This is a genomic window from Paenibacillus sp. JT31N7, assembly GCF_059692095.1.
Window position 1 is genome coordinate 301535 of the sequence record NZ_JCAUAT010000002.1, and the last position, 21630, is coordinate 323164.

The 21630-nt window shown below is 52.5% G+C and carries 17 protein-coding genes; 3 read left to right on the forward strand and 14 right to left on the reverse strand.

From position 1 onward, the window contains the following. Positions 1-249: 249 nt before the first annotated feature. The 14 genes from AC58P5_RS11665 to AC58P5_RS11730 form a co-directional block, all read right to left on the reverse strand. Complete coding sequence (locus tag AC58P5_RS11665; RefSeq protein WP_497386572.1) at positions 250-840, reverse strand: DinB family protein; 591 nt, start codon at positions 838-840, stop codon at positions 250-252. A gap of 65 nt (positions 841-905) precedes the next feature. Beyond that, on the reverse strand, positions 906-1856 hold the full coding sequence (locus tag AC58P5_RS11670) for a helix-turn-helix transcriptional regulator (RefSeq protein ID WP_497386574.1): 951 nt from the start codon (positions 1854-1856) through the stop codon (positions 906-908). A 551-nt stretch (positions 1857-2407) separates the two neighbouring features. Then, positions 2408-3640 (reverse strand): signal peptidase I, encoded by a 1233-nt coding sequence (gene lepB, locus AC58P5_RS11675; protein WP_497386576.1) that lies wholly within the window; start codon positions 3638-3640, stop codon positions 2408-2410. After that, positions 3621-4166, reverse strand: a complete 546-nt coding sequence (locus tag AC58P5_RS11680) for an RNA polymerase sigma factor (protein ID WP_497386578.1) — start codon at positions 4164-4166, stop codon at positions 3621-3623. Before AC58P5_RS11680 ends, lepB begins: the two co-directional genes overlap by 20 nt. A 120-nt stretch (positions 4167-4286) precedes the next feature. Continuing rightward, on the reverse strand, positions 4287-5354 hold the full coding sequence (gene gap / locus AC58P5_RS11685; protein WP_497386580.1) for a type I glyceraldehyde-3-phosphate dehydrogenase: 1068 nt from the start codon (positions 5352-5354) through the stop codon (positions 4287-4289). A gap of 270 nt (positions 5355-5624) precedes the next feature. Next, positions 5625-6788 carry an efflux RND transporter periplasmic adaptor subunit gene (locus AC58P5_RS11690; RefSeq protein ID WP_497386582.1) on the reverse strand — a complete coding sequence of 388 codons (1164 nt, stop codon included), beginning with the start codon at positions 6786-6788 and terminating at the stop codon, positions 5625-5627. A 51-nt stretch (positions 6789-6839) separates the two neighbouring features. After that, complete coding sequence (locus AC58P5_RS11695) at positions 6840-7709, reverse strand: carbohydrate ABC transporter permease (RefSeq protein ID WP_497386584.1); 870 nt, start codon at positions 7707-7709, stop codon at positions 6840-6842. Between the two features lie 20 nt (positions 7710-7729). Next, positions 7730-8623: a carbohydrate ABC transporter permease gene (locus AC58P5_RS11700; protein WP_497386586.1), complete on the reverse strand. Its 894-nt coding sequence runs from the start codon at positions 8621-8623 to the stop codon at positions 7730-7732. 20 nt (positions 8624-8643) lie between these two features. Next, positions 8644-10044 (reverse strand): ABC transporter substrate-binding protein, encoded by a 1401-nt coding sequence (locus AC58P5_RS11705; protein WP_497386588.1) that lies wholly within the window; start codon positions 10042-10044, stop codon positions 8644-8646. 30 nt (positions 10045-10074) lie between these two features. Further along, a complete protein-coding gene (locus AC58P5_RS11710; protein WP_497386590.1) occupies positions 10075-10755 on the reverse strand; it encodes an N-acetylmuramoyl-L-alanine amidase family protein in 681 nt (226 codons plus the stop codon). 223 nt (positions 10756-10978) lie between these two features. Continuing rightward, a complete protein-coding gene (locus tag AC58P5_RS11715) occupies positions 10979-11731 on the reverse strand; it encodes a hypothetical protein (protein ID WP_497386592.1) in 753 nt (250 codons plus the stop codon). Then, the gene (locus AC58P5_RS11720; RefSeq protein ID WP_497386594.1) at positions 11728-13167 is read right to left on the reverse strand and encodes a sensor histidine kinase; all 1440 of its coding nucleotides are present in this window, start codon (positions 13165-13167) and stop codon (positions 11728-11730) included. The genes AC58P5_RS11715 and AC58P5_RS11720 overlap by 4 nt, the downstream gene beginning before the upstream one ends. Positions 13168-13170: 3 nt before the next feature. After that, on the reverse strand, positions 13171-13827 hold the full coding sequence (locus tag AC58P5_RS11725; RefSeq protein WP_497386596.1) for a response regulator transcription factor: 657 nt from the start codon (positions 13825-13827) through the stop codon (positions 13171-13173). 217 nt (positions 13828-14044) lie between these two features. Beyond that, on the reverse strand, positions 14045-19837 hold the full coding sequence (locus tag AC58P5_RS11730; protein ID WP_497386598.1) for a cadherin-like beta sandwich domain-containing protein: 5793 nt from the start codon (positions 19835-19837) through the stop codon (positions 14045-14047). Positions 19838-20109: 272 nt separating this feature from the next. On the opposite strand from AC58P5_RS11730, the gene AC58P5_RS11735 reads away from it, so the two are divergent. From AC58P5_RS11735 to AC58P5_RS11745, 3 genes are read left to right on the forward strand one after another with little or no spacing between them, the layout of a single operon-like run. Next, positions 20110-20598 carry a GNAT family N-acetyltransferase gene (locus AC58P5_RS11735; RefSeq protein WP_497386600.1) on the forward strand — a complete coding sequence of 163 codons (489 nt, stop codon included), beginning with the start codon at positions 20110-20112 and terminating at the stop codon, positions 20596-20598. Next, entirely contained in the window at positions 20591-21091 is a 501-nt protein-coding gene (locus tag AC58P5_RS11740) for a phage tail protein (RefSeq protein WP_497386602.1), read from the forward strand. Before AC58P5_RS11735 ends, AC58P5_RS11740 begins: the two co-directional genes overlap by 8 nt. A 32-nt stretch (positions 21092-21123) precedes the next feature. Further along, positions 21124-21624, forward strand: a complete 501-nt coding sequence (locus tag AC58P5_RS11745) for a phage tail protein (protein ID WP_497386604.1) — start codon at positions 21124-21126, stop codon at positions 21622-21624. The last annotated feature ends 6 nt before the right edge of the window (positions 21625-21630 follow it).

The following is a 21630-nucleotide window of genomic DNA, read 5'->3' on the forward strand; positions in this document are numbered from 1 at the left end:
AGGCTTCAACCATAGTTGACCAATCACGCCGCCCATACAAAAAAGGAGCAGCTCATTTATGAGCCTGCTCCTTTTTGGGCTGCCTGCGCTGCCGGCAGGCGCTTTTGGTTTACCCGCCCTTCGGTCATCGTCCGTTCTATTTATGGGCAGGCGGCCGCCGCTTATGTGAACCCGGGTTCCGCATTGAATATGAATTCCCGGCGGGCGATCCGATTTCGCATGACGGCGCCTCAACTGCAGCCGCAGATATTAGGCTCCGGAAGCTTCTTTTTTCTCCTGCAAAAAGGCGTCCAAGCGCTCCTTCTGGAGCAGATGGTGGCGGTAATGCATCTCCACCAGCGAGAACCATTCCACCGCGTTCAATCCGCCGAAGCCCGGGTGCCCCACCGTATTGGCGGCCGGAATATCGGCCAGCGATGGCTGGATGGCTCGCATAGCACGGATAACCTCACGAAGACCATCGGCGAGCTGCTCTTTGCTTTCCGGCTGAAGCGGCGTATATTCTTTGGACGGCGGAACTTGAATCCGGATCGGCGGATAGCTGCCGCATGCGAGAGCTTCTGCGCCACTCTCCGTTTTCCCGGCAGCCTCGTCCGTACCGGACGAAGTACGGCAGGCTTCTATAATGGGAAGATGCCGGTATAAAGCCGACTTGATCAAATGCACATACATTTGTCCCAGCGACCACTGATCTTCATCGGGCTTGCGGGTCAGCTCTTCCAGACTGTAATTCTCCAGTTCTTGAATATAGGTTTCAACCAATTGTTCGAAGCGGTTCAGAGTGTCGAGCGTGTTGATGTTCTGGTTCTGGTTCTGGTTCTGGTTCTGATTCGTTTCCATGGGTCGTTCTCTCCTTTAAAGTGAAGTTGTACTCAGTATAAAGGAGCGCTGCTGACAACAGTATGTCAGTAGCGTTTTGCCATGTGCCGAATTTCTTCACGCAGCCGGACGCGCAGCGATTCGGGCTCCAATACTTCAACACCCGCCCCCCAGCTCAATACCCAATGGAGGATTTCCTCGGGCGCTCTGACCTTTAATGTGACGAGCAGGCCCTGCTCCACATGTTGCGTTTCTTCTATATAATAGTAGTTCATTTCTTTGACCCGGCCCGCAAGCTCCTTGCGAAAAAGCAGACGGACCTCCCCGTGCCGGTCATCCGCCGGCTTGTACGACCGGAGGTCGAACTCTTCCGGCTTCTCGAAGGTAGTGTCCAAGAGCGCAAGCTCGCTGATCCGGGACAGCCGGAAATGCCGGATTTCCTGACGCAGCCGGCAGAAGGCGATCAGCATCCACGAGCTGTTCACGTAGACCAGCCCGTAAGGATCGGCTTCGCGCACCGTCAGCCGCTCCCCTCCCGGCATCGCCGCATCCTTCGCCGCGTATGCGAAGCGCACCGTGCGCTCCTGCAGCACCGCGCCGCGCAGCAGAGCCAGCGCAGCCGCCCCGCTTCGGGCGGCTGCGCCTTCCATGTTCGCGAGGAGCTTCATGCCCTCGCGATGCCTCTGGGACTCCCGGCGCACCCGCTCCGGGAGCACGGCCTCGAGCTTCGCCCGCGCGGCATCCGCCTGAGCGCGGGAAGCCTCGTCGAACTGCTGCTCGACAAATTCGATGCCGAGCAGCAGGGTGACGGCTTCTTCCGCCGTGAAGCTGACCGGCGGCAGGAAGTAGCCTTCGACGAGCGAGTACCCTTGTCCCGGTGCCCCGACGACCGGGACTCCCGCTTCGCAGAGCGCCTGCATGTCGCGGTAGATCGTGCGCACGCTCGTTTCGAAGACCGCGGCGAGATCTTCCGCGCGCTGCATGCCCTTGCGCTGAAGCCGCAAAATGATGGCCAGCATGCGGTCGGTTTTGTTCATAGCGTGAAGCCCCTCCTTGTCGCCAACGTCTTGGATAGTTATATCTATGGTAACCGCTGCCGCGGGAGTGTGCCAGCTTTTCTTGCCGCTGAGCAAAGAAAGAAAGAAGCTCCGGCACCATGCGGCCGCCAGCTCCTTCCCTGTTTTTGTTGCCCGACCATAGCAGGTCGAGTTTAAGCGAATGATATCGGCAGACAGTTCTGACACTGTCATTTACCGTTTTTCGGTTTCATCATTTATACCTGCTGCGCTCTCTGTGATCTCCTGAACCGACGCGAGCTGTCTGTTCATCTTGTTCATTTCATCTTGTTCATTTCATCTTGTTCATCTTGTTCACCTTGTTCATCTTATTCAGCTTTCATCTTGTTCATCTTGTTCATCTTGTTCATCTTGTTCATCTTGTTCATCTTGTTCACCTTGTTCATCTTGATCAGCTTATTCCGTTTCTCCCTTTCTCCTCCAAGGCATCGATTCCGAAAGCCCATTTAACGCAGGCAGCGCCGCTCCTACCCTTATCCTGCCGGTGCTTCCTTACTTGCCCTGCATGCCAGTTATTCGGCGTTAACATACATACTTGCGAAAAATTTCCCGCCCAAATAAAAATCGAGGCGCCACTGTCCGCTTTCGTCCAGCTTAATAAGCGAGGGCAGGCTCGCATCCGCCCCGTGTAACGGGCCGTAGCCCGGTCCCCACTTATACTCCCATATGACACTGCCGTCTTCCTGCAGCAGCACCGGTTTTTTAACGCCGTCACTCGTATGAATGCCTTCGATCCGCAAATTTTTGCCTTCGAACTCTTCCCGGGCGCCCCAGAAATGCCAGACGATTTTGTTAGGGCTAAAGGTAAAAATTTTACCGCTCAGGAAGCCGATTTTACCCGGAATTCCGGTAAACCACATATTCCCTGAACCGAAGGTTTGGCTCGGACTGCGCGTTCCCGCTTCGTCGTATCCGAGCACTTTCCCCTGAATGTTCCCCTGCGCCAAGGCCCCGAACTCCCGGCTGTCATGGCTCCGTGCCCAGAAATCTCCCAAGACGAAGAGGGACCCTTCCGGCACTTCCGTCTCCGGCATACTCGTGTTGAAATAGTTTTTGGTGTCTTTCACACAGTCCGGAGGACAGGCATCCTTTCTGCCCGATGCTTCCGTGTTCTTGAAGTATGCGGCTTCGTCAAGCCCAGCAAACCTCGCCTGTCCGTAGAACGTATCCAGCTTCTTCCCGTTCACGTAAACCCGGCCTTTCTCGATCTTAATCTTCTCCCCCGGCAGCCCGATCACACGGGCTGTTTGAGAATCCGACCCGCTGATTTGGGGATTGGGCGTAAACTCGGGAATGGCCGGCAGCCGGTAATACAGCACATCTCCGCGGCGGAACTGCTGTACCGTCTTAAACCGGGGATCGACGACTAACCTCCCGTAACCGCCGCTGTAGTATTCCATTTTCTGGCCGACCATGCTCATCGAATAATCGTCTACCAGCATCAAACCTTCTTTCGCTTCTACACGCTGGGGGTACAGGGGTGTCGTTAAGTCCCGGATCGTTCCGTTCGCTTTATCCCCGAGAGGCCCCATAAACAGAATGGCACAACAAACGAGCAAGGCAGTCAGTGCCGTTCCCCCCAGATAGAGCCGCTTGCGTCTTTTTGCGGGCCTGCCCGCTTCTGGACCGCCCCCGTTCCATACCTTCCGTTCCACGGCATCCATCGACTCCGTTCCGAACATCGGCTTGTTAAAGGGTTTCTCCGAAAGCTCAAACGGGGCCGTCTCAATTTCCGTTCTCTTCATACCGGAATCCTCCTTTCGCTAGTTGAGCCGCTTTCCGGCGCGCTCTATGAATGCGGGACTTTACCGTCCCTTCCGAAATTCCCAGAGCGGCCGCCATTTCCGCTACCGTCATCCCGTGCATCGATTGCAGCACCAGCACCTCCCTGTAGGGGGCGGGAAGCTCCAGCACGATTTTCCATGCCTCATCGGCCAAATGGCGTTCGAGAAATTCGCTTTCGGCGGACGGGCTTTCTCCCCGGACGTAATCGGCCAGAATTACCCGTCGAAAAAAAGCTTTTCTCCGGTACGAATACGCGGTATTCCGGGTAATTTTCAGCAGCCAGGTTTTCACGCTGCATTCGCCCCGGAAGGAACCGACGCTGCGGAACGCTTTTACAAACACATCCTGCGCGATGTCGTCGGCGAGATCCCGTTTTTTCGTTAAAAAATACGCATAATTCCATACATCTTCCCCGTGCTGTTCCATTAAGGTTCTTAAATCGGACGGATGAAGGTCGGACACGTACTTCAAATACTCGTCGTCCACGCGCTCCCCCCTTTCTTATCTGAACAAACAGACTCCCTGCAAAAGAAAAAGTTCCCGCCTTTGGGGAACTTTGGACATTTTATTTTCTGTTTTTTAGTATACCATACCGAGCATCGGAAGTTAGGCCAACATGCCGCTGACCTCGGTATCGCGGGACGGCAGGGCGTTGGCTTTCTCCTGCATAAGACCCGCCAGTTCCACGACACGGCAGGCGTAAGCCCATTCGTTGTCGTACCAGGCCAGCACTTTGATCTGATCGCCCATCGCCATCAGGGAGAGACCGTCCACGACAGCCGAGTTCGGGCAGCCCACATAATCGACGGACACGAGCGGTTCATCGGAGTAGGCGACATACGGGGACATGGCACCTTCCGCCGCTTTGCGGAAAGCGGACTTCACATCTTCCAGAGAAGCCGTGCGGGACACCTTCACGGTTAAATCCACCAGAGAAACGTCCTGAGTCGGCACGCGGAGCGAAACGCCTTGAACATGCGCCGCCAAGTGAGGCAGGACATCTGTAAGCGCTTTACCCACACCCGTCGTGGTAGGAACGATCGACTCCGTGCACGCCCGCGCTCTGCGCAAATCGTTGTGCGGATTGTCCAGGTGCTTCTGATCCGACGTATAGGAATGCACCGTGCTCATCCACCCGCTCTGTACGCCGAACGCCTGATCCAGAATATGAAGCACGGGCGCTACACAGTTCGTCGTGCAGGAAGCGGCGGATACAAGGGTATGCCGCGCAGGATCATAAAGGTGTTCGTTGACGCCCATCACAACGGTAAAATCCATCTGCTTGCCGGGCGCGGTAATGAGAACACGGGAAGCTCCGGCAGCCAGATGTCTCAGAGAGCCCTGACGGTCGTTGAATTTACCGGTAGCGTCAATGACGAGATCGATTCCCATCTGCCCCCACAAAATGTTCTCCGGTTCTCTTTCGTACGTCAGCCGGATGGACTGTCCGTTAATGACCAGGCACCCGTCGGCGATGGTGACATCCGCGTTCCATCTTCCGTGGACCGAATCGTATTTCAAAAGGTGAGCCAGCGTTTCCGCGGGATAAATGGTATTGATCGCCTTGAGCGGAGAAGTCTGTCCTTTATCCGAAAACATTTTCCGGACGACAAGACGCCCGATTCTCCCCATTCCGCTAATCCCGATTCCTTTAATTCCTGCTGCCTGTGACAAGCTAACTCCTCCTTTGTAAGGTGAAATATAGGGTGATTTCGTATTTGATGGCCAATTAGTACATCACAATTATAATTTATGACGTCATAAAAGACAATAGTATGTTTTTAATGTTTATATATGAGTATTATACAACGGTTAATTAAATTCTAATCGCTTCCATTGTTTATTCCCCCATAAAAAGAGAGAGGCCATACAGGCCTCTCTCCGCTAACGTTGCGTTTGCGTTTACGCTTATTCGGCACTTTCGAATCTCAACCTCATCCGTCCTTATTGCATCCGCACCTTATCGCCATCCTGCAAAGGCTCGCTGCTCTCGACTACGATTTGCTGCTGTTCGAATAGGCCTTGGGTGACCGTCGATACTTTATCGTCCGAGTCAGTGACCGTGATGGATGTTCTGCGGATATAAAAGGTGTTGCCAAGCGGGCCGTTTCTTTCTTCGATTGTAAAGACGTATTTTCCGGTGCTATCTTCGTGAATGGCTTTATTGTCTACCAACAGCGTATCGGGATCTGTCGCTCTGTTCAGCTCCACCCGGACACGGTCGCCTTCCTTCAAACCGGCATGCTGCAGCGTCACCAGAAGACGCTTCATTGGCGAACTCAGGGCCGTATGACCGACCTCACCGGCGCTGCTATCGTCCGCCTTACTTTTATCCGGCATATCCGGCTCGTGTATGTCCGAAATTTGGCCTTCGGCTTGTCCGGCAGCAGCGTCACCCACCTCAACATCCAGTTTGTCTCCTACTTTCAGCGTGGCCGCGGTATCGACAGGGACTGCCAGCTCAAATTCAAATCCGAGGCTTTCGTCGGCTAAGCGGACATCAAATTGTCCATTTTCGGAAGAAAGCCCCTCCTTGGCGTTTACCTTCGTGACGATTCCCTTGAACGGAGCCGTCAACTTGGCATTCTTTTTCAACTTTTCCTGTAGATTTTGTATTTTCCGCTGCTGGACTTCCAGATCGAGTTTATGAATCTCCATGGCACGCTTGGCGTCCTCAATACTCTTCTCTTCTCCGTTCTGCGAAGCTTCAATAAAATGGCTCTGCAGCTCTTCCATAGTAAGCTTGAGCTTGCTAAGACCGGCTTGCTCGTCCAGGATACTCTGCTCCGCATCTTCGCTGTCGTAAGTCACCAGCGTCTGTCCTTTCTTGACGCGGTCCCCTTCCTTCACCTCTACCTTTTTTACTTTCCACCCCGTGCTGTTCGTTAAGGCGGTTTCGGCCTTCCACTTGATTACGCCGCTGCCTTTGAACGTATGAACAAGCTGGCCCCGGCTCGGTACTACAACCGCTACCTTGGGAATAGTCAGAGCCATGAACGTGTTGCTGAGCAGCGTAAATATCACCAGAAGACCGATAAATAAACCCGAAATGAGGCGAATCTTTCTTTTGCGTCTGTCTTTCGCCTGCCCGGCTTGCAGCAATTCCATTAGGACCACCTCTATACATTTCAGAAGGAGCTTTTGATTGGCAGGTGCCGGCTATCCTTTAATTCCCGATAACTGAATTCCCTCGATAAAGTGCGACTCTGCATGTAAAAACAGCAGCACCATAGGAGTCATATACAGCACGGAAGCGGCAAATGCGACGCCCCTGGCTCCTTCGTTGATACGTGACAAATATAAAGATAACGGCTGCTTGAACGAATCCTCCAGAAAAATAAGCGGCTGTTCGACCATATTCCAGTTATCGACAAACAGCAGAACAATCAGCCCGGCGATTCCAGGTTGAATGAGCGGAAGAATAATTTTGTAAAAAATCCTCAAATGCCCCGCTCCATCCATTTGGGCGGCTTCGATATAGGAATTCGGAATATGCAGCATGAATTGTCTGAGCATAAAAACCCCGAAAGCGCTGAAGATTCCCGGCAAAATAATGGCGGATGCCGTGTTCAGAAGTCCAAGCTTCTGAGCCATCATGTAATTGGGAACGAGGGTAACTTGAAATGGCATCAGCATCGTCATGAGGTACACGACAAACAACTTATCCCGCCCCCAAAACCGGAGCTTGGCAAAAGCGTAACCGGCCATAGAGGCGACCAGAGCTTGCCCGGCGATAATAGGCGCGACCAACCCTGCGGAGTTCCAGAACATTTGGAGAAACACCGGCTTATACACCAGTACTTCCATATATTGATGAAACGACAGCCAGTCCGGAATCAGCTTCAGGTTGACAAAGCCTTCTTTATCTCCTGCCGCGGTATCGGACATTTTGCCGATGAGATCATAATTATGGGCGATTTCACCCTCCGTCATAAGCGAGTTTACAAAGGTGACTCCAATGGGAAACAGCATCATCGCCGCGATAACCCCCATCACGAGCGTCAGCGAGACCTTCCGGAATAAAGTCAACAGTACCACCGTCCTTGCATCTAATCCATGAACTGTCTAAAGCGCCGTTCTATGAAAAGCATGAGGGTCACCAGAATGAGAATGCAGCCTACCATTAAACTTGCCGCGGCCGTCAGCTTCTGAATATCCAGGGACAGAAACATGTTGTTCATATATTGCTGCAGCATATAAATCCGGTCGTACGGATAATCGCCCGCAATCAGATACGTTTCCCGGAAAATCTTGAAGGAATTGATAATGGACATCAGAACGACCAAAAACATCGTCGGAGTCAGATACACGAGCGTAATATGAATGGTCTTGCGGAATGTTCCGGCGCCTTCGATATCCGCCGTTTCGTAATAGTCCTTCGGTATACTCTGGAGACCCGCCAAAAATAAAATGATGTTATATCCGATATTTCTCCAGCTGTATACGACAGCCAGTACCCCCACAGACCAGTCCGATTTCATCCAATCGATCCGCTCCAAATGCAGGCTCTGCATCCACGCGTTCACAGAACCGTTCCAGTCGAATAAAATTTGCCAAATCATAACGACAGAGGCTGCGGGTACCACCAGCGGCAAAACAAAAGCCGTCTGCAGCCAATTTCGGATAAACAGTTTCTGATTCAGCAAGAGAGCAGCTATCAAGGACAGGACAAGGATCAGCGGCACGCTTACAAAGGTAAAAAGAAAGGTGTTGGCTGCCGCATTGCGGAAAGATCCGCTCGCCAGCAATTCCTTATAATTTTCGAAACCGACAAAAGAGCCGTCAAGCGTCTTGTCCTGAAAAGAGTAGAAGAACCCCATGGCAAACGGAATCAGATAAAAAATCGCAAACCCCGTTAAACTCGGCCCCAAGAAAAGAAGAACGACTATCCAATTCTTGCCCCTTCGTTTAAACGGGTTGCCCCGATAAAGCTTGTCCGCCATGTCATCACCTCGAACCCTGACTATTCATTCAGGAAAGTTGTCACTCTGTTTTGAATTAACTTCGCCACGGCTTCGGCTGATTTCTGCCCTTTGAAATAGGATTTGGCCTCTTCCATGATAATTTGTTCGATCTTGGAAGGCTTAAATTCGACGGGATAAATCGCTTCGGAAAGGAACCGGTCCAAATCTTGAATATCCTTGGCCGTAATATCGAACACTTTGTCCTTCAAAACACCCATTTCCTGATCGGATTTCACTTTCCCTACTTTCAGCAGCTCCTTCACTCGCTTCTCGTAAACGGATTTATTCATCGGAAACCCGGCATGGTCCGGCCCTTCTTGAACCTCATCGGACAACATAAATTTAAGGAAATCCCATGCTTCCTCTTTCACGGAAGACTTTTCGTTAATCCCGATGGTTTTATACGTCTGGAAATAGCCTCCGGCTTTCTGTTCTTCCGCGTGCGGTTTGGCGTAAAGCTTGGATGTAAACTCATACCCTTTCGATAAATATTCGCTCTGCTTCAAATCGCGGATATAATATTCCGGTGAAACGATCGATTCACTTCTGAACAAAGCCGGAATCGGCTTGTCTGTGGCGATTTGGTCATCGAAAAGGGATTTCACCTGCTTCATGAGCCCGGTAAAAGCAGCCGTCTCGAAATTCGCCTTTTTATTCACCGGATCCACAAACGCGGCATACTGCTCCTTAACCCTCACATTCAACAGAGACTCCGGCATACTATATAACGCGGATTTATTCTTCTGATTCCCGTCTTTCATCAACTCTTTAGCCACGTCGGCAAATTGGCTCCAATTCCAGTTCTTATCGTCGATTTTCACTCCGCTTTTCTCTATCGCCGTTTCATTCCCGATGAATGCGTAGACAATGAAATTCAAAGGCATCCCGTAAATCCCGCCGTTTAACTTGACGTTGTCCAATATGTTCGTGAAATACTGCTCTCTCTTAAAGCTTGGATCTTTATCCATCATTTCGCTTATATTGGCCAACAATTTTTTATTCACATAATTTCCGATGTGCAGTAAATCCATTTCGATCAAATCGGGACCTTTCCCGGATAATAGGGCGGTATTCGTCGTTTTTATAAATTTTTCAATATTCTCTTCTCCATGTGTATCGTCAGTCTCCACATATTTCAGCTCGATTGTGATATTCGGATGTTTCGCTTCATACCGCTTTTTGGCTTCCTTAAAGAAATCATCCGGAAAAAACGTGGAAAACACGATCGTTTTGGGGCCACCGTCCGGTTTGTTTCCTTCCGTCTTTCCCCCGCCTGGACTTTCCGTTGTCTTATCCCCGTTCTGGGTTCCGGCCGCTTCTCCATTGTCCGTACGGCTGCTGCAGGCCGAGGCCGAAATCATAAGGATGACGGCGATTAAAATGAACGAAATTTTTCTCATTGAAATCCTTCCCTTCTTTTGTATACGAAGTTAAAACTCCGTGAAATATTTCTTGATTCCACTCGCAATGGCTTGGGCCGTTCGAATCTGGCGGGCTTCATCCAGCATATCCGTTTCGTTATCCGGGTTCGTTAGATACCCGACTTCCAGAAGTACAGCCGGATGTTTACTGTCTCTCAGTACCTGCCAGCCTTCCTTTTTAACACCGCGGTCCTTGAATCCGGTCGTTTTTAGCAGCTGCTCATGAACCTTGTGTGCGAGCGCAGAACTATCGTCCGTATAATAAAACGTTTCGGTGCCGGATACATCGGGGTCCTTGTAGGTGTTCCCATGAATGGAGATGAATGCGTCCGCACCAAGCTCATTCGCGATTTGGGCGCGCCCCCCCAGTTCGACGAAGGTGTCATCCGTACGTGTCATAACCACCTCAAATGCCGGATCCTGCCGGAGCAGATCGAACACCTTTTTAGAAAGCGCGAGCGTGTACGCTTTCTCCTGCTTACCGCTCACTCCCGCAGCGCCGGGATCCTTGCCCCCATGTCCCGGATCGATCACGATTTTATAGCGGCTTGTCCCATTTTGCAGCGCTGCCTGATTTTTGCCGGGCGAGACGGCCAACTCCGTCGAAGGTATGCTTGCACTCGCTAAAGTCAGGGACGCGGACAGCTTATATAGCGACCAGACCATTCCCGTTAACACGATTATGCTCATCCATATCGCTCGGCGGGACTGAAGTTGTTTCCTGCTGCTCCTTTTCATGCTCTCTCTTTACTCCCATTTTCTCTGACGTTCTCCCACACTCCCGGGCGGCACTCCATCAGTGTAGTTCGCGATTATAGGATAAGTTAGATGGACTTATATAGAACTTGTAAAAATGACAAAAAAGGCAGCACAAAAAAGCCGGCTGCAGATGCAGCCGGCTTTTTATGCTAGTCTATGAATCCGAAAAATAACCGAGTATGGCCATAATGTCCTTGCTGAATCCGATCACTTGATTCGTTCTGAGATTAACCCTGACACTGTAGGCTAACGATTCAGTTTCCTTGTTCTTGTAATACACTTCCGCAACGACGCCCTGCCGGGCTGTTTTCTCTTCCGGAATCAGATCGGATAAGGCATAAGCTCCCTTTTCCTCAATAAAACGGTTAGCGATCTCGATCCCCCCGTCCTGAATTACGCTCGGTTCCTTTTCAAGAGGGGCCGGCTTTGAGATGTCATTGGAAACTTTCAGTACCTCGCCGTCTCTCGCGTTCAGAACAAGTTCATACACTTCACCGGGATCGGCCGCACGGGTCAGGGTTACATAAAATAAACCGCCCGGGACATTATTCAATTCCGTCTCGGAATCGATCTTTAACTTCCGATTCTTATCCAGCATCGGTCTGACTCCGTACTCCGTCTTGTTCAGCAGGTCTTCAAGCTTCTTCCGGTCCACCGCCATCAGTTCGAATCGGGCTTCTTCCAACTTCAGCTTTTCGTTATAGGTTTTGTTTACCGCATTGAGGCTGAGTGTCTTCACCGTATCCTGAGCAAGAACGCCTTCGTATTTCACTTCGCTCATTTTATGCTCTTGCGAAATCTTTTTTACCAGGACTGTGTCTTTCTTGACCGTGTTGAACAATCCTTCGCACCCTGTCGTCAAAACCAGAAATAAGGCGCATAGAATAAGCATGATGAGCTTGTTCATGGATTCATCCCGCCTTCCGGATTTGTCCGCTCGAAAATGACTCCGATTGTCGTGCCCTCATTTTCCCGGCTGTTCACTTCGATCACGGCATGATGAATACCGGCTATGCTTTGACAAATCGCGAGGCCCAGGCCCGCTCCATGGCTGTTTCTCGTTCTGGCTTTATCCGCCATATAGAACGGTTCGAAAATTTTGTCCCGATGCTCTTCGGCAATCCCGATGCCTTGGTCCATCACTTCAAAAATGAAGCGGCTGTCCCGCCAGTATGTACGGATCGTAATGCTCTGTTGTTCACCGGAGGCTTTCAGCGCATTGTCTACCAGATTAAAAATCAAAATTTTAATCAAATCCTTTTCCAGCCGCAGCTTCCCTTCCTCCAAATCGGTGACGATCGTAACCCGGTGTTCCTTGGCCATCATCACCAGCACAGGCTCGATTTCGGCAACGACGGTTCCCAGATCATGCTCCTCCATATGGAAATGATCCTCCTGTAGAACAATCAGATCCATCAGCTTCAACGAAAGCGACTCCAGGCGTTTGCCTTCCGAATAAATCACGTTCAATCCGTCCAAGTACAGCGCTTCGTTGTATTTGGTTGTCCTCAAGAAGTTGGCATACCCGATAATCGACGTCAACGGCGTTTTTAATTCATGTGTAAAATTATCGATGAACCTTTGTTTTTCTTCATTATGCCGCTTCAGATCATTTATTTTATCTTCAACAGCCGAGGCCATCTCATTAAAATTTTGTGCCAGAACGCCTATTTCATCCTTCGATTTTAAGCGGACACGTTCCGAAAAGCCGCCCTGTGCGATAACCCTGGCCGTCCGGTTTAGACGATCAATCGGTTTCGTCAATCCTTTGCTCACGAAAAACATGATGAGCATGTAGAGCAAACAGGCGGCGATGTCCACTTTGATGAAAAAACCGTATTGATCCATGCGATCCTGGTATAAGGGAGTCACGTCTTTCGTGTAGGTGAACACATAGTTCTTGTGATTGATTTCGGTATGGTTCGATGTAAATAGCAGGGTGCGATTGTCGATATCCCGTAAAATATAATGGATTTCATCCATGTCCAGCTTGTCCAGTTCCTCGCGGTGCTCCGGCATCTTGAAATCGTTGTTGCTGAAAATGACCCGGTTCGTATCGTCCAAGATTTCCAAATAAATGCGCTGATCGCTATTCTTCGCCGCAAATTCATTGGCCATGTTCGTTAATACCGTTTTTTCATAATCGATGGAATCGTAAATACGAAGAATCGGAACAATGGCATCGACGCTGGAATGAATGCTCATGTTCTGGCTTAACGCCCCGTTGATTTCCTGATCCAGCATTTTGCCGTGGCTCCGCTCGATGACCATAACGGATGCCGCATTAAAGATGAAGACGAAGACCAGAATCGAGAACAAATAAATTTTTTGCCAAAATTTCATCGGTTAATCCTCCAGCCGGTAACCGATTTTGTAGATGGTCTTAATGTGATCCTGCAGGTGAAGCTTCTTGCGCAGCGATTTGATATGCATATCGACGGTTCTGGTTTCCCCGTAATAGTCGCTCCCCCATATTTTATCAATGAACTGTTCCCTCGTTAGGGCGATGTTCTTATTCCTCAGCAGCACGATCAGCAGCTCGTACTCCTTCGGCGTCAGCTCGACGGGTTCGCCTTGCAGGGTCACTTCTCTTTTGTTCAAGTCCGCTTGAAGGTTCTGAAACTCCATCACGCGTTCTTCTTTGCCGTATCTGCGCAATACGGTCTCGATCCGGGCCAGCAGCTCGATGGCTTCGAACGGTTTGACCATGTAGTCGTCGGCCCCCAGCCTCAGTCCGTTGACTTTGTCGTACACCGAATTTTTCGCCGTCAGAAAAATAACCGGGATTCCGCAAGACTGAATTTTTTCCATCAACGCAAATCCGTCCAGCTTAGGGATCATGACATCCAGCAGGATGAGATCGAACTTTTCTTGTTTTACCGCATCCAGCGCGGATAAACCGTCGTAGACTTCTGCCGTCGCATAGTTCACGATGTTGAGATTCATTTTAATGATGTTGGAAATATGGATATCGTCTTCCACGATCAAAATCTTTTTCTGCATCCGGTAATCCCCTACTTTTAGTTTGAGCTTCTGCTATCTTCTATATGATAACGCACCGTCATTAAACATGCACACGGCATAACCTCCAATCTTCTTCGAAAGTCTGTAAGTACGGGAGAAACCGGCAAACTTTCATTGACATAAAAAAACCGCATCTTATCCATAAGATGCGGTTAAACCTCCGGCTTTGTCCGGCTGAGGTTTTATTTTCGGGTCGTTATTTCCATACTTCCCGGCCGTTCACTTTCTTGTACTCATGGTAGATGGACGCCTCCATCACGTCTTTATATCCCCAGAAGCCGGAAGGGACATCGGACCATGCCTGCGGAGTTCCAGCAGGAACACTATCCGGATTCCGGTCGAGGAGCTTGTTGAAAATGACGACCGCCTGCGCCCGCGTAAGCGCCTGATCCGGTCTGAACGTACCGTCTTCGAATCCCGTGAGAAGCCCGGCTTTCTCGGCTTTCCGGATATTTTCGGCGGCCCAGTGACCTTGCAGGTCTGTGAAGGCGGAAGCTCCCTGCACGCCCGGAAGCTGTCTCAGCTTCACGAGAATCGTGGCCATTTCGGCACGCGTCAGGATGCGGTCCGGATAAAACTTGCCGTCCGGGTATCCGTCCATAAGCTTGCTGTCGAATGCGGCCGACACGTATTTGGAAGCCCAGTGCGAGGCCGACACATCGGCAAACGGATTTTGCGGAGCGGCGGAAGTTTCATTCGCGAAAAGTCTGGCCAGTATGGCTGCCAGCTCCGCCCGTGAAATCCCCTTGCCCGGCTGGAAAGTCCCGTCCGGGTAGCCTTCCATGTAAGGCTTGTGCTCGTGATATGCCTGCGCCAGAGGCTTCAGGCTAATATCGGTTTTGAACGCTGTAAAATCCGTATGAATAATTCCGCTGTTGCCGCCATTTCTGCTGTCGTAGCTTTCGTAACCGGCTTTTTCGGCGATGATGTAGTAGGACCCTTCGGGATAAACGAGCCAGCCGAACCGGCCGTCACCTGAAGTCGTCTGACCATTCACGTTTTGCCCCGGAAGCATCTTCACAAGCTCAGGTAAAGAAACCGGCGTTCCCGCCGCTCTTCCCTTGGAACGGTTTTTTTCCGTATCGGCCCAATACAGACTTACCTTGACTCCCGCAAGAGCGGCACCCGTGACCGAGTCGCGAACCGTCCCGAACGGATCGATTTTTTGCGTCCGGAACACGGCCGTATCCGAGCTTACTGTCACCGTTCCTGCCGTTCCGGCGAGCTTCTCACCGTTAGGAGCGGTTAAGGAAAGAGTCATTTTATAAGTTCCGGCGGAAAGCGAGTACAGCGTAAACTTTCCTGAAGTATGGACGCTTACGTTTTGCTTCAAAAGCGTAGCGCCGTCGGTGCTGTAAATGTCCGCAAGCATCGTCAAATTATCTCCGATTAGCTTGGTGAAGGACTCGTTAAGCACCTCTCCCGAGGAGGAAACGACCTCGATGCGCCCGTCGATCGCGCGCTCCGTCGAGCCGCCTCCACCTCCACCGCCGCCACCGCTGCTTTCGCGTGTAAACGTGACGGTGTAGGTTTTGGCTGTCCCGTTCTGTGCCGTAACGACAACCGTAACCGGATTGGCACCCACGCTCAGCGGGATCTGACGGCCGCTGCCGGCCGGTACGGAAACTCCGTTAACCGATACGGAAGCAGCGGAATCCGCAGCCGTCGGCGTTATCGTGACTTCCGCCACGGAATTTTTCACGGAAGCCGTGTATGCCGTCACCGCCGGAGTAAATGCCGGTGTCAGCGAACCGGCGCTTACGGCCAGACCGCTGAGGTCCGCATTGCCGGACGGAGGAACGGCCCGGGTTACGAGGATCACGTAGCTATTTTTCGTTCCGTCCTGAGCCGTAACCTCGATGGTAATGGTGTTGGTTCCCGTTGTAACCGGAACGATTTCAGAGCTTCCGGCAGTCAGGGCGTGTCCGTTAACCGATACGGATGCCGTGCTGTCGGCAGCCGTCGGTGTTACCGTAACTTCGGCTATATCGTGGGTGATATCCGCCGTATAACTGGTCTGCGTTCCGGCAAAAACCGGACTAAGCGTGCCGGAACTGATCGTCAAGCCGCTTAACAGCGCGTTGCTCGAAGGCGGCGCTTGCCGGTTGATCGTGACCGTATAGGTTTTCGTCGTTCCGTCCTGCGCCGTCACAACGATCGTGACCGGATTGGCCCCCGTGTTCAACGGGATATTGACGGTTTGCCCGCTCGCAGCGGGATTTCCGCCGATGGTCATCGTCGCGGTAAGGTCCGCAAACTGTGCGGTAAGATCCAGATCGTACACATCCGATGCCACGGTAGCCGTGTACAATCTCGTTCCTGCGGCGAAGGCAGGTGTCAGCGTTCCTTCGCTCAGCGTCAGAGCGCTGAGATCCGCGTTGCTTGAAGCTGCGCGGGTGACCGTCACGGTGTACGTTTTAAGCGTGTTGTTTTCCGCTTTAACGACAATCGTGATCGGGTTATCGCCCACATTCAGCGCAACCGGTTTAGGGGTTCCGCTGGTAACGGCATCTCCGTTCACAGTGATTGAAGCGGCCCCGTCCGATGTCACGGCCGTTATGTCTATTCCCCCCGAACCGTTCGGTACAGCCGCCGTGTAGCTAAGCTGTGCCGGATCAAATGCAGGCGTCAATGTCCCCTCGCTTAGCGAGATGCCGCTTAAATCCGCGTTGCCGGATGCGGCGCGGGTGATCGTTACCGTGTAGGTTTTGACGGTCCCGTCCTGCGCCGTCACCTGGACTTTCACCGTATTGGAACCCACGTTCAAGGAGACGGCAGAAGCGCTGCCGCTCGTCACAGGGGTTCCGTCCACCTTGACGGAAGCCGTGCTGTCCGCCGCCGCAGGTGTAACGTCAACCGTGCTCACAGCGTTGGCTACACTTGCCGTATAGGCCGTGGTCCCCGCCGCAAAAGCCGGATTGAGCGTACCTGCGCTCAGCGCCAGCGAGCTTAGATCCGCATTGCCCGATAGCGGTGCTGCGCGCTTTACCGTCACCGTGTATGTCTCGCTAGTCGTTCCGTTCTGCGCCGTCACTACAACGGTGACCGTGTTGTCGCCGATGTTGAGCGATACCGGAGCCGCCGTGCCGCTTGGCACCGATTGACCATTCACGGTCAGGGTTGCCGTGCCGTCCGCGACTACCGGCGTCATATCAATGCTTGATACGCCGGTTGCCACTTGCGCCGTATAGCTTGTAGTGCCTGAAGCAAAAACGGGGCTTAACGTGCCCGCACTTAGCGTTAAGTTGTTCAAGAGCGCGTTGTCGGATGGTGCCCGGTTTATCGTCAACGTATACGTCTTAGGCGTACCGTCCTGTGCGGTGACGAGTAGTGTAACCGTATTGATCCCCACGTTCAACGAGACGGGAACCGGGCTGCCGCTGACGGCCGATGCGCCGTTAACTTGCAGCGTCGCCGTGCCGTCCGCCACCACCGGTGTGACGTCCAGACCGGAAACGCTGTTCAGAACGTTCACCGTATAATTCGTGATATCCGCTGCAAAACGGGGAGTTAAGAATGCGCCTCCACTCAGCGTGATTCCGCTCAGATCGGCGTTATGGGAGCCCGCCGCCCTGGTTACCTTAACCGTATAAGTCTTCGTCGCACCATTCTCTGCCGTAACGAGAACCGTAACTGTATTGGCTCCGACATTCAGCGATACGGAAGATGCACTCCCGCTCGTGACAGACTTGCCGTTCACTGTCACCGTCGCGTTCGCATCTGCCACTTTAGGCGTTACGTCCAGCGTAGAGACTCCGTAGGCGACATTCGCCGTATACGTAATCGTACCGGACGCAAATCCGGGGGTCAATGCAGCCCCTCTCAGTGCTAAATCGCTTAAATCGGCATTGCCGGATAACGGCGCCGCCCGCGTTACCGTGATCGTGTAGCTCTTCTGCGTAGTTCCATCCTGTGCGGTTACCAGAACAGTGATGGTGTTGGCGCCCACATTGAGCGGTACGGACGCTGGGCTTCCGCTCACGGCCGCACTGCCGTTCACTTTGACCGTTGCCGTGCCGTTCGCAAGGGTCGGCGTTACGTCGATGCTCGCTACGTTGTCTGCCACATTGGCCGTGTAGCTCGTCGTACCGGATGCGAAGGCCGGACTAAGTGAACCGGCGCTTAACGTTAAGCCGTTCAAGTCGGCATTGTTGGATGCCGCACGCGTTACCGTGATCGTGTAGCTTTTCTGTGTCGTGCCGTCCTGCGCGGTTACCAGAACGGTAACGGTATTGGAGCCCACATTCAGCGGTACGGATGACGGATTGCCGCTCACGGCCGCGTTGCCGTTCACTTTGACCGCTGCCGTGCTATCCGCAAGAGTTGGCGTCACATTGATGTTCGCTACGCTGTTAGCCACATTGGCCGTGTAGAGCGTCGTACTGGAAGCGAAGGCCGGACTAAGAGAACCGGCGCTAAGCGTTAAGCCGTTCAAGTCGGCATTATTGGATGCCGCACGCGTTACCGTGACCGTGTAGGTTTTCTCAGTCGTGCCGTCCTGTGCCGTTACCAGAACGGTGATGGTATTGGAACCCACACTCAGCGATACGGGTGTCGGGCTGCCGCTGACGGCCGCATTGCCGTTCACTTTAACCGTTGCCGTACCGTCCGCAAGGGTCGGCGTTACGTCGACGCTCGTCACATTGTTAGCCACACTGGCCGTGTAGCTCGTCGTACCGGAAGCGAAAGACGGGTTGAGCGTTCCCGCGCTCAACGTCAAATTACTCAAGTCCGCGTTGCTCGAAGCTGCTGCACGGGTAACTGACACTGTGTAGGTTTTCTTCGTCGTGCCGTCCTGTGCGGTGACTTCGACACTGACCGTATTCCCACCCACATTCAGCGATATGGGCGACGGGCTGCCGCTGGCAACTGTGCTGCCGTTCACTTTAACCGTCGCCGTACCGTCGGCAACCGTCGGGGTCACATTAATGTTCGCCGTGCCGTATGACACATCGGCCGTATAACCGGTTGTCCCGGATGCAAACAGAGGATTTAACGTTCCAGCGCTTAACGTTAAATTGATCAGATTGGCGTTCGTAGACAACGTGTTATACTGCGTCAGCATAAGCGCGTTTCCCCCTACGCTGACAAACCTTCCGCCTGCAAATCCCACATGGTTTAAAAAATCGCCGAGTCCCGTTTTCTCCGCACTCCATGTAATGCCGTCGGGAGAGGATGCTATCGCTCCGGGTCCTCCTCCTGTATCGCCTACGGCCACAAACTTGTTCGCGCCATAAGCAATGCCGTATAAGTTCATTCCGGCCACGGGGACCGTTCTAGGCGTCCAGGTGGTCCCATCGGAGGAAGTAAGCGCCCTTTGATTTAACCCGCCGGCAACGAATTGGCCGGCTCCGTAAGTAATGCCCATCAAGTCAACCGTACCGCCCGAACGCGTCGTCCAGGTGATCCCGTCGGGAGAAGTTCGTATCGTGCCGGCACTCCCAACCGCAGCGAACAAACCGCCTCCATACGTAACGCTGTAAAAATTGGCCGCAGTTCCCGAAGTTCTGGCGGTCCAAGCGATGCCGTCCGTAGAGCTCAGGAGAACCCCGTTATATCCTGCGATGACCGATACGGTGCCGTTATATGCAACCCCACTGAGATTGGCAGCTGCTCCCGTCGTGCGAACCGTCCAGGTTGCGGCATCGGGCGAGGTCGCGATTTTACCGCCCGCTCCCGTAACAATCCACTGGTTTCCGGCATAGGTTACCCCTACCGCCGATGGAAGAGCAATGGTTGTCTTGCTCCAGCTTAGCCCGTCGGACGACGTCATAATCGTTCCTAAGTTACCGACGGCCACCCATTTTCCATTTCCGTAAGCAATTTGGTTTAAATCCGTTCCCGCTCCGTTAGGAACATTATCCCACGTGCCCGCCGCTTCCGCTCTCCCTATCCAGCTTCCCGCTCCGCCTGTACCGGCAACAAGCAGGAACACCAGGGCTATCCGCAGAAAGCGGCCCCAAAATCCCGTTTTACCCAGCTCCCTCATGTGAACCTCCTATAACGATTTATAATTGGTGACTGAATGTATGTCATCTGGATGTTTAAAGACGCTAGTAATTTTCATCCCCCCATAAGACCACCGGAATACAAGCCTTTATTTTGTGACTTAATTACATTTTAATTGAAAATGAAGAAAAACTCACCAAAAAAATAAAGACAAACAGCCTATTGCATGTCACAAAATGTATATATTTTGGAGAAACCTTGTGGTATTCTGAAATGGAAAATAGTTCTTACTCCTTACGAGGGAGGTCGCCCGTGTTAAAAAAATTGTCCGAGCCGGATGACCAGCCGTTTCTGTTCGAGCTTTATTGCAGCTCCAGGATGACGGAAGTACAGGCTTGGGGATGGGACGAAACCGCCCTGCGGTCTTTTCTTCACATGCAGTACAGCGCCCAGACCGGCTCTTACCGGCAGCAATATCCCGGAGCGGAGTCGTTCATAATCTGCCAGGACGGTCAACGGGCCGGAAGAATTCTTATCCATCGGACGCTCCGCTGCATAAGAATTGTGGATATCACCCTCCTCCCGCAATTCCAAAATCAAGGACTCGGTACAAAGCTGCTTCAAACCTTTATGGAAGAAGCCCGCGAACAAAACCTGCCGCTTCATCTTTCCGTTCTTAGAACGAACAGAGCGCTTGCCCTGTATGAACGGCTGGGGTTTCAAACTGCGGGACAGAACGACATGTATCTGGCTATGGAATGGACTCACGAAACTTGTAAAGAGGTGACGGCTCATGAGTGAAGCTTATTTAGGTGAAATACGGATGTTCGGAGGCAATTTCCCGCCGCAAGGATGGGCGCTGTGCAACGGTCAAATTTTGAGTATTGCGGAGAATGAAGCTCTTTATGCTCTGCTTGGCACAACCTACGGAGGAGACGGTCAAACCACGTTCGGACTGCCGGATTTACAGGGCCGCGTCCCGGTTCATCCGAGTCCGGCGTACAGCCGGGGATCAAAAGGCGGCTCCGAAGCCGTGACGCTTATCCAATCCCAGCTGCCCCAGCACACCCATGTCCCTATTGCCACATCAAATCCAGGTACGGCGGACTCTCCGGTCAATTCCACGTGGGCAGCCGCTACCTCTCAGAACTATGCGGCTTCCGGCACTACAACACCCATGAATCCGCAGACCGTTTCCCCCATCGGCGGCAATCAGCCGCACAGCAATATGATGCCATCGGCTACCGTTACATTCATCATCTCCCTTTACGGAATCTTCCCTTCGCAATCCTAAACACAGTTGATCATATAAAGGAGGAACTAACTATGTCCGAACCATTTGTGGGGGAAATCCGGTTGTTTGCCAACGGCTACGCTCCGCGCGGCTGGGCTTATTGCGAGGGGCAAACCCTGCCTATTAACAACAACCAGGCTCTCTATTCTATTATCGGTACCGTTTACGGAGGAGACGGCATCACAACCTTCAAGCTTCCCGATCTTCGCGGCCGTGTCCCGATTCACGTAGGCCCCACCACTCCTTTGGGTCAGTCCGCAGGAGAGGCGGCTCATACGCTTACTATCAACGAGATGCCTGCTCACACACATCAAGTGGCCGCCTCCGGCAATGCCGCTTCCGCCGTTTCACCCGCAAGCAACGTTTGGGCCGTGGAAACGGCACTGTACGAAGCCCCTTCCACTGCTGCCGTTTCGATGAACCCCGGCGCCCTGTCCGCTGCCGGACAAAGTCAGCCGCACAACAACATGCAGCCTTATCTGGCCGTTAGCTTCGCTATCGCCCTAGTCGGCATTTATCCTTCGAGGAACTAAAGAGAG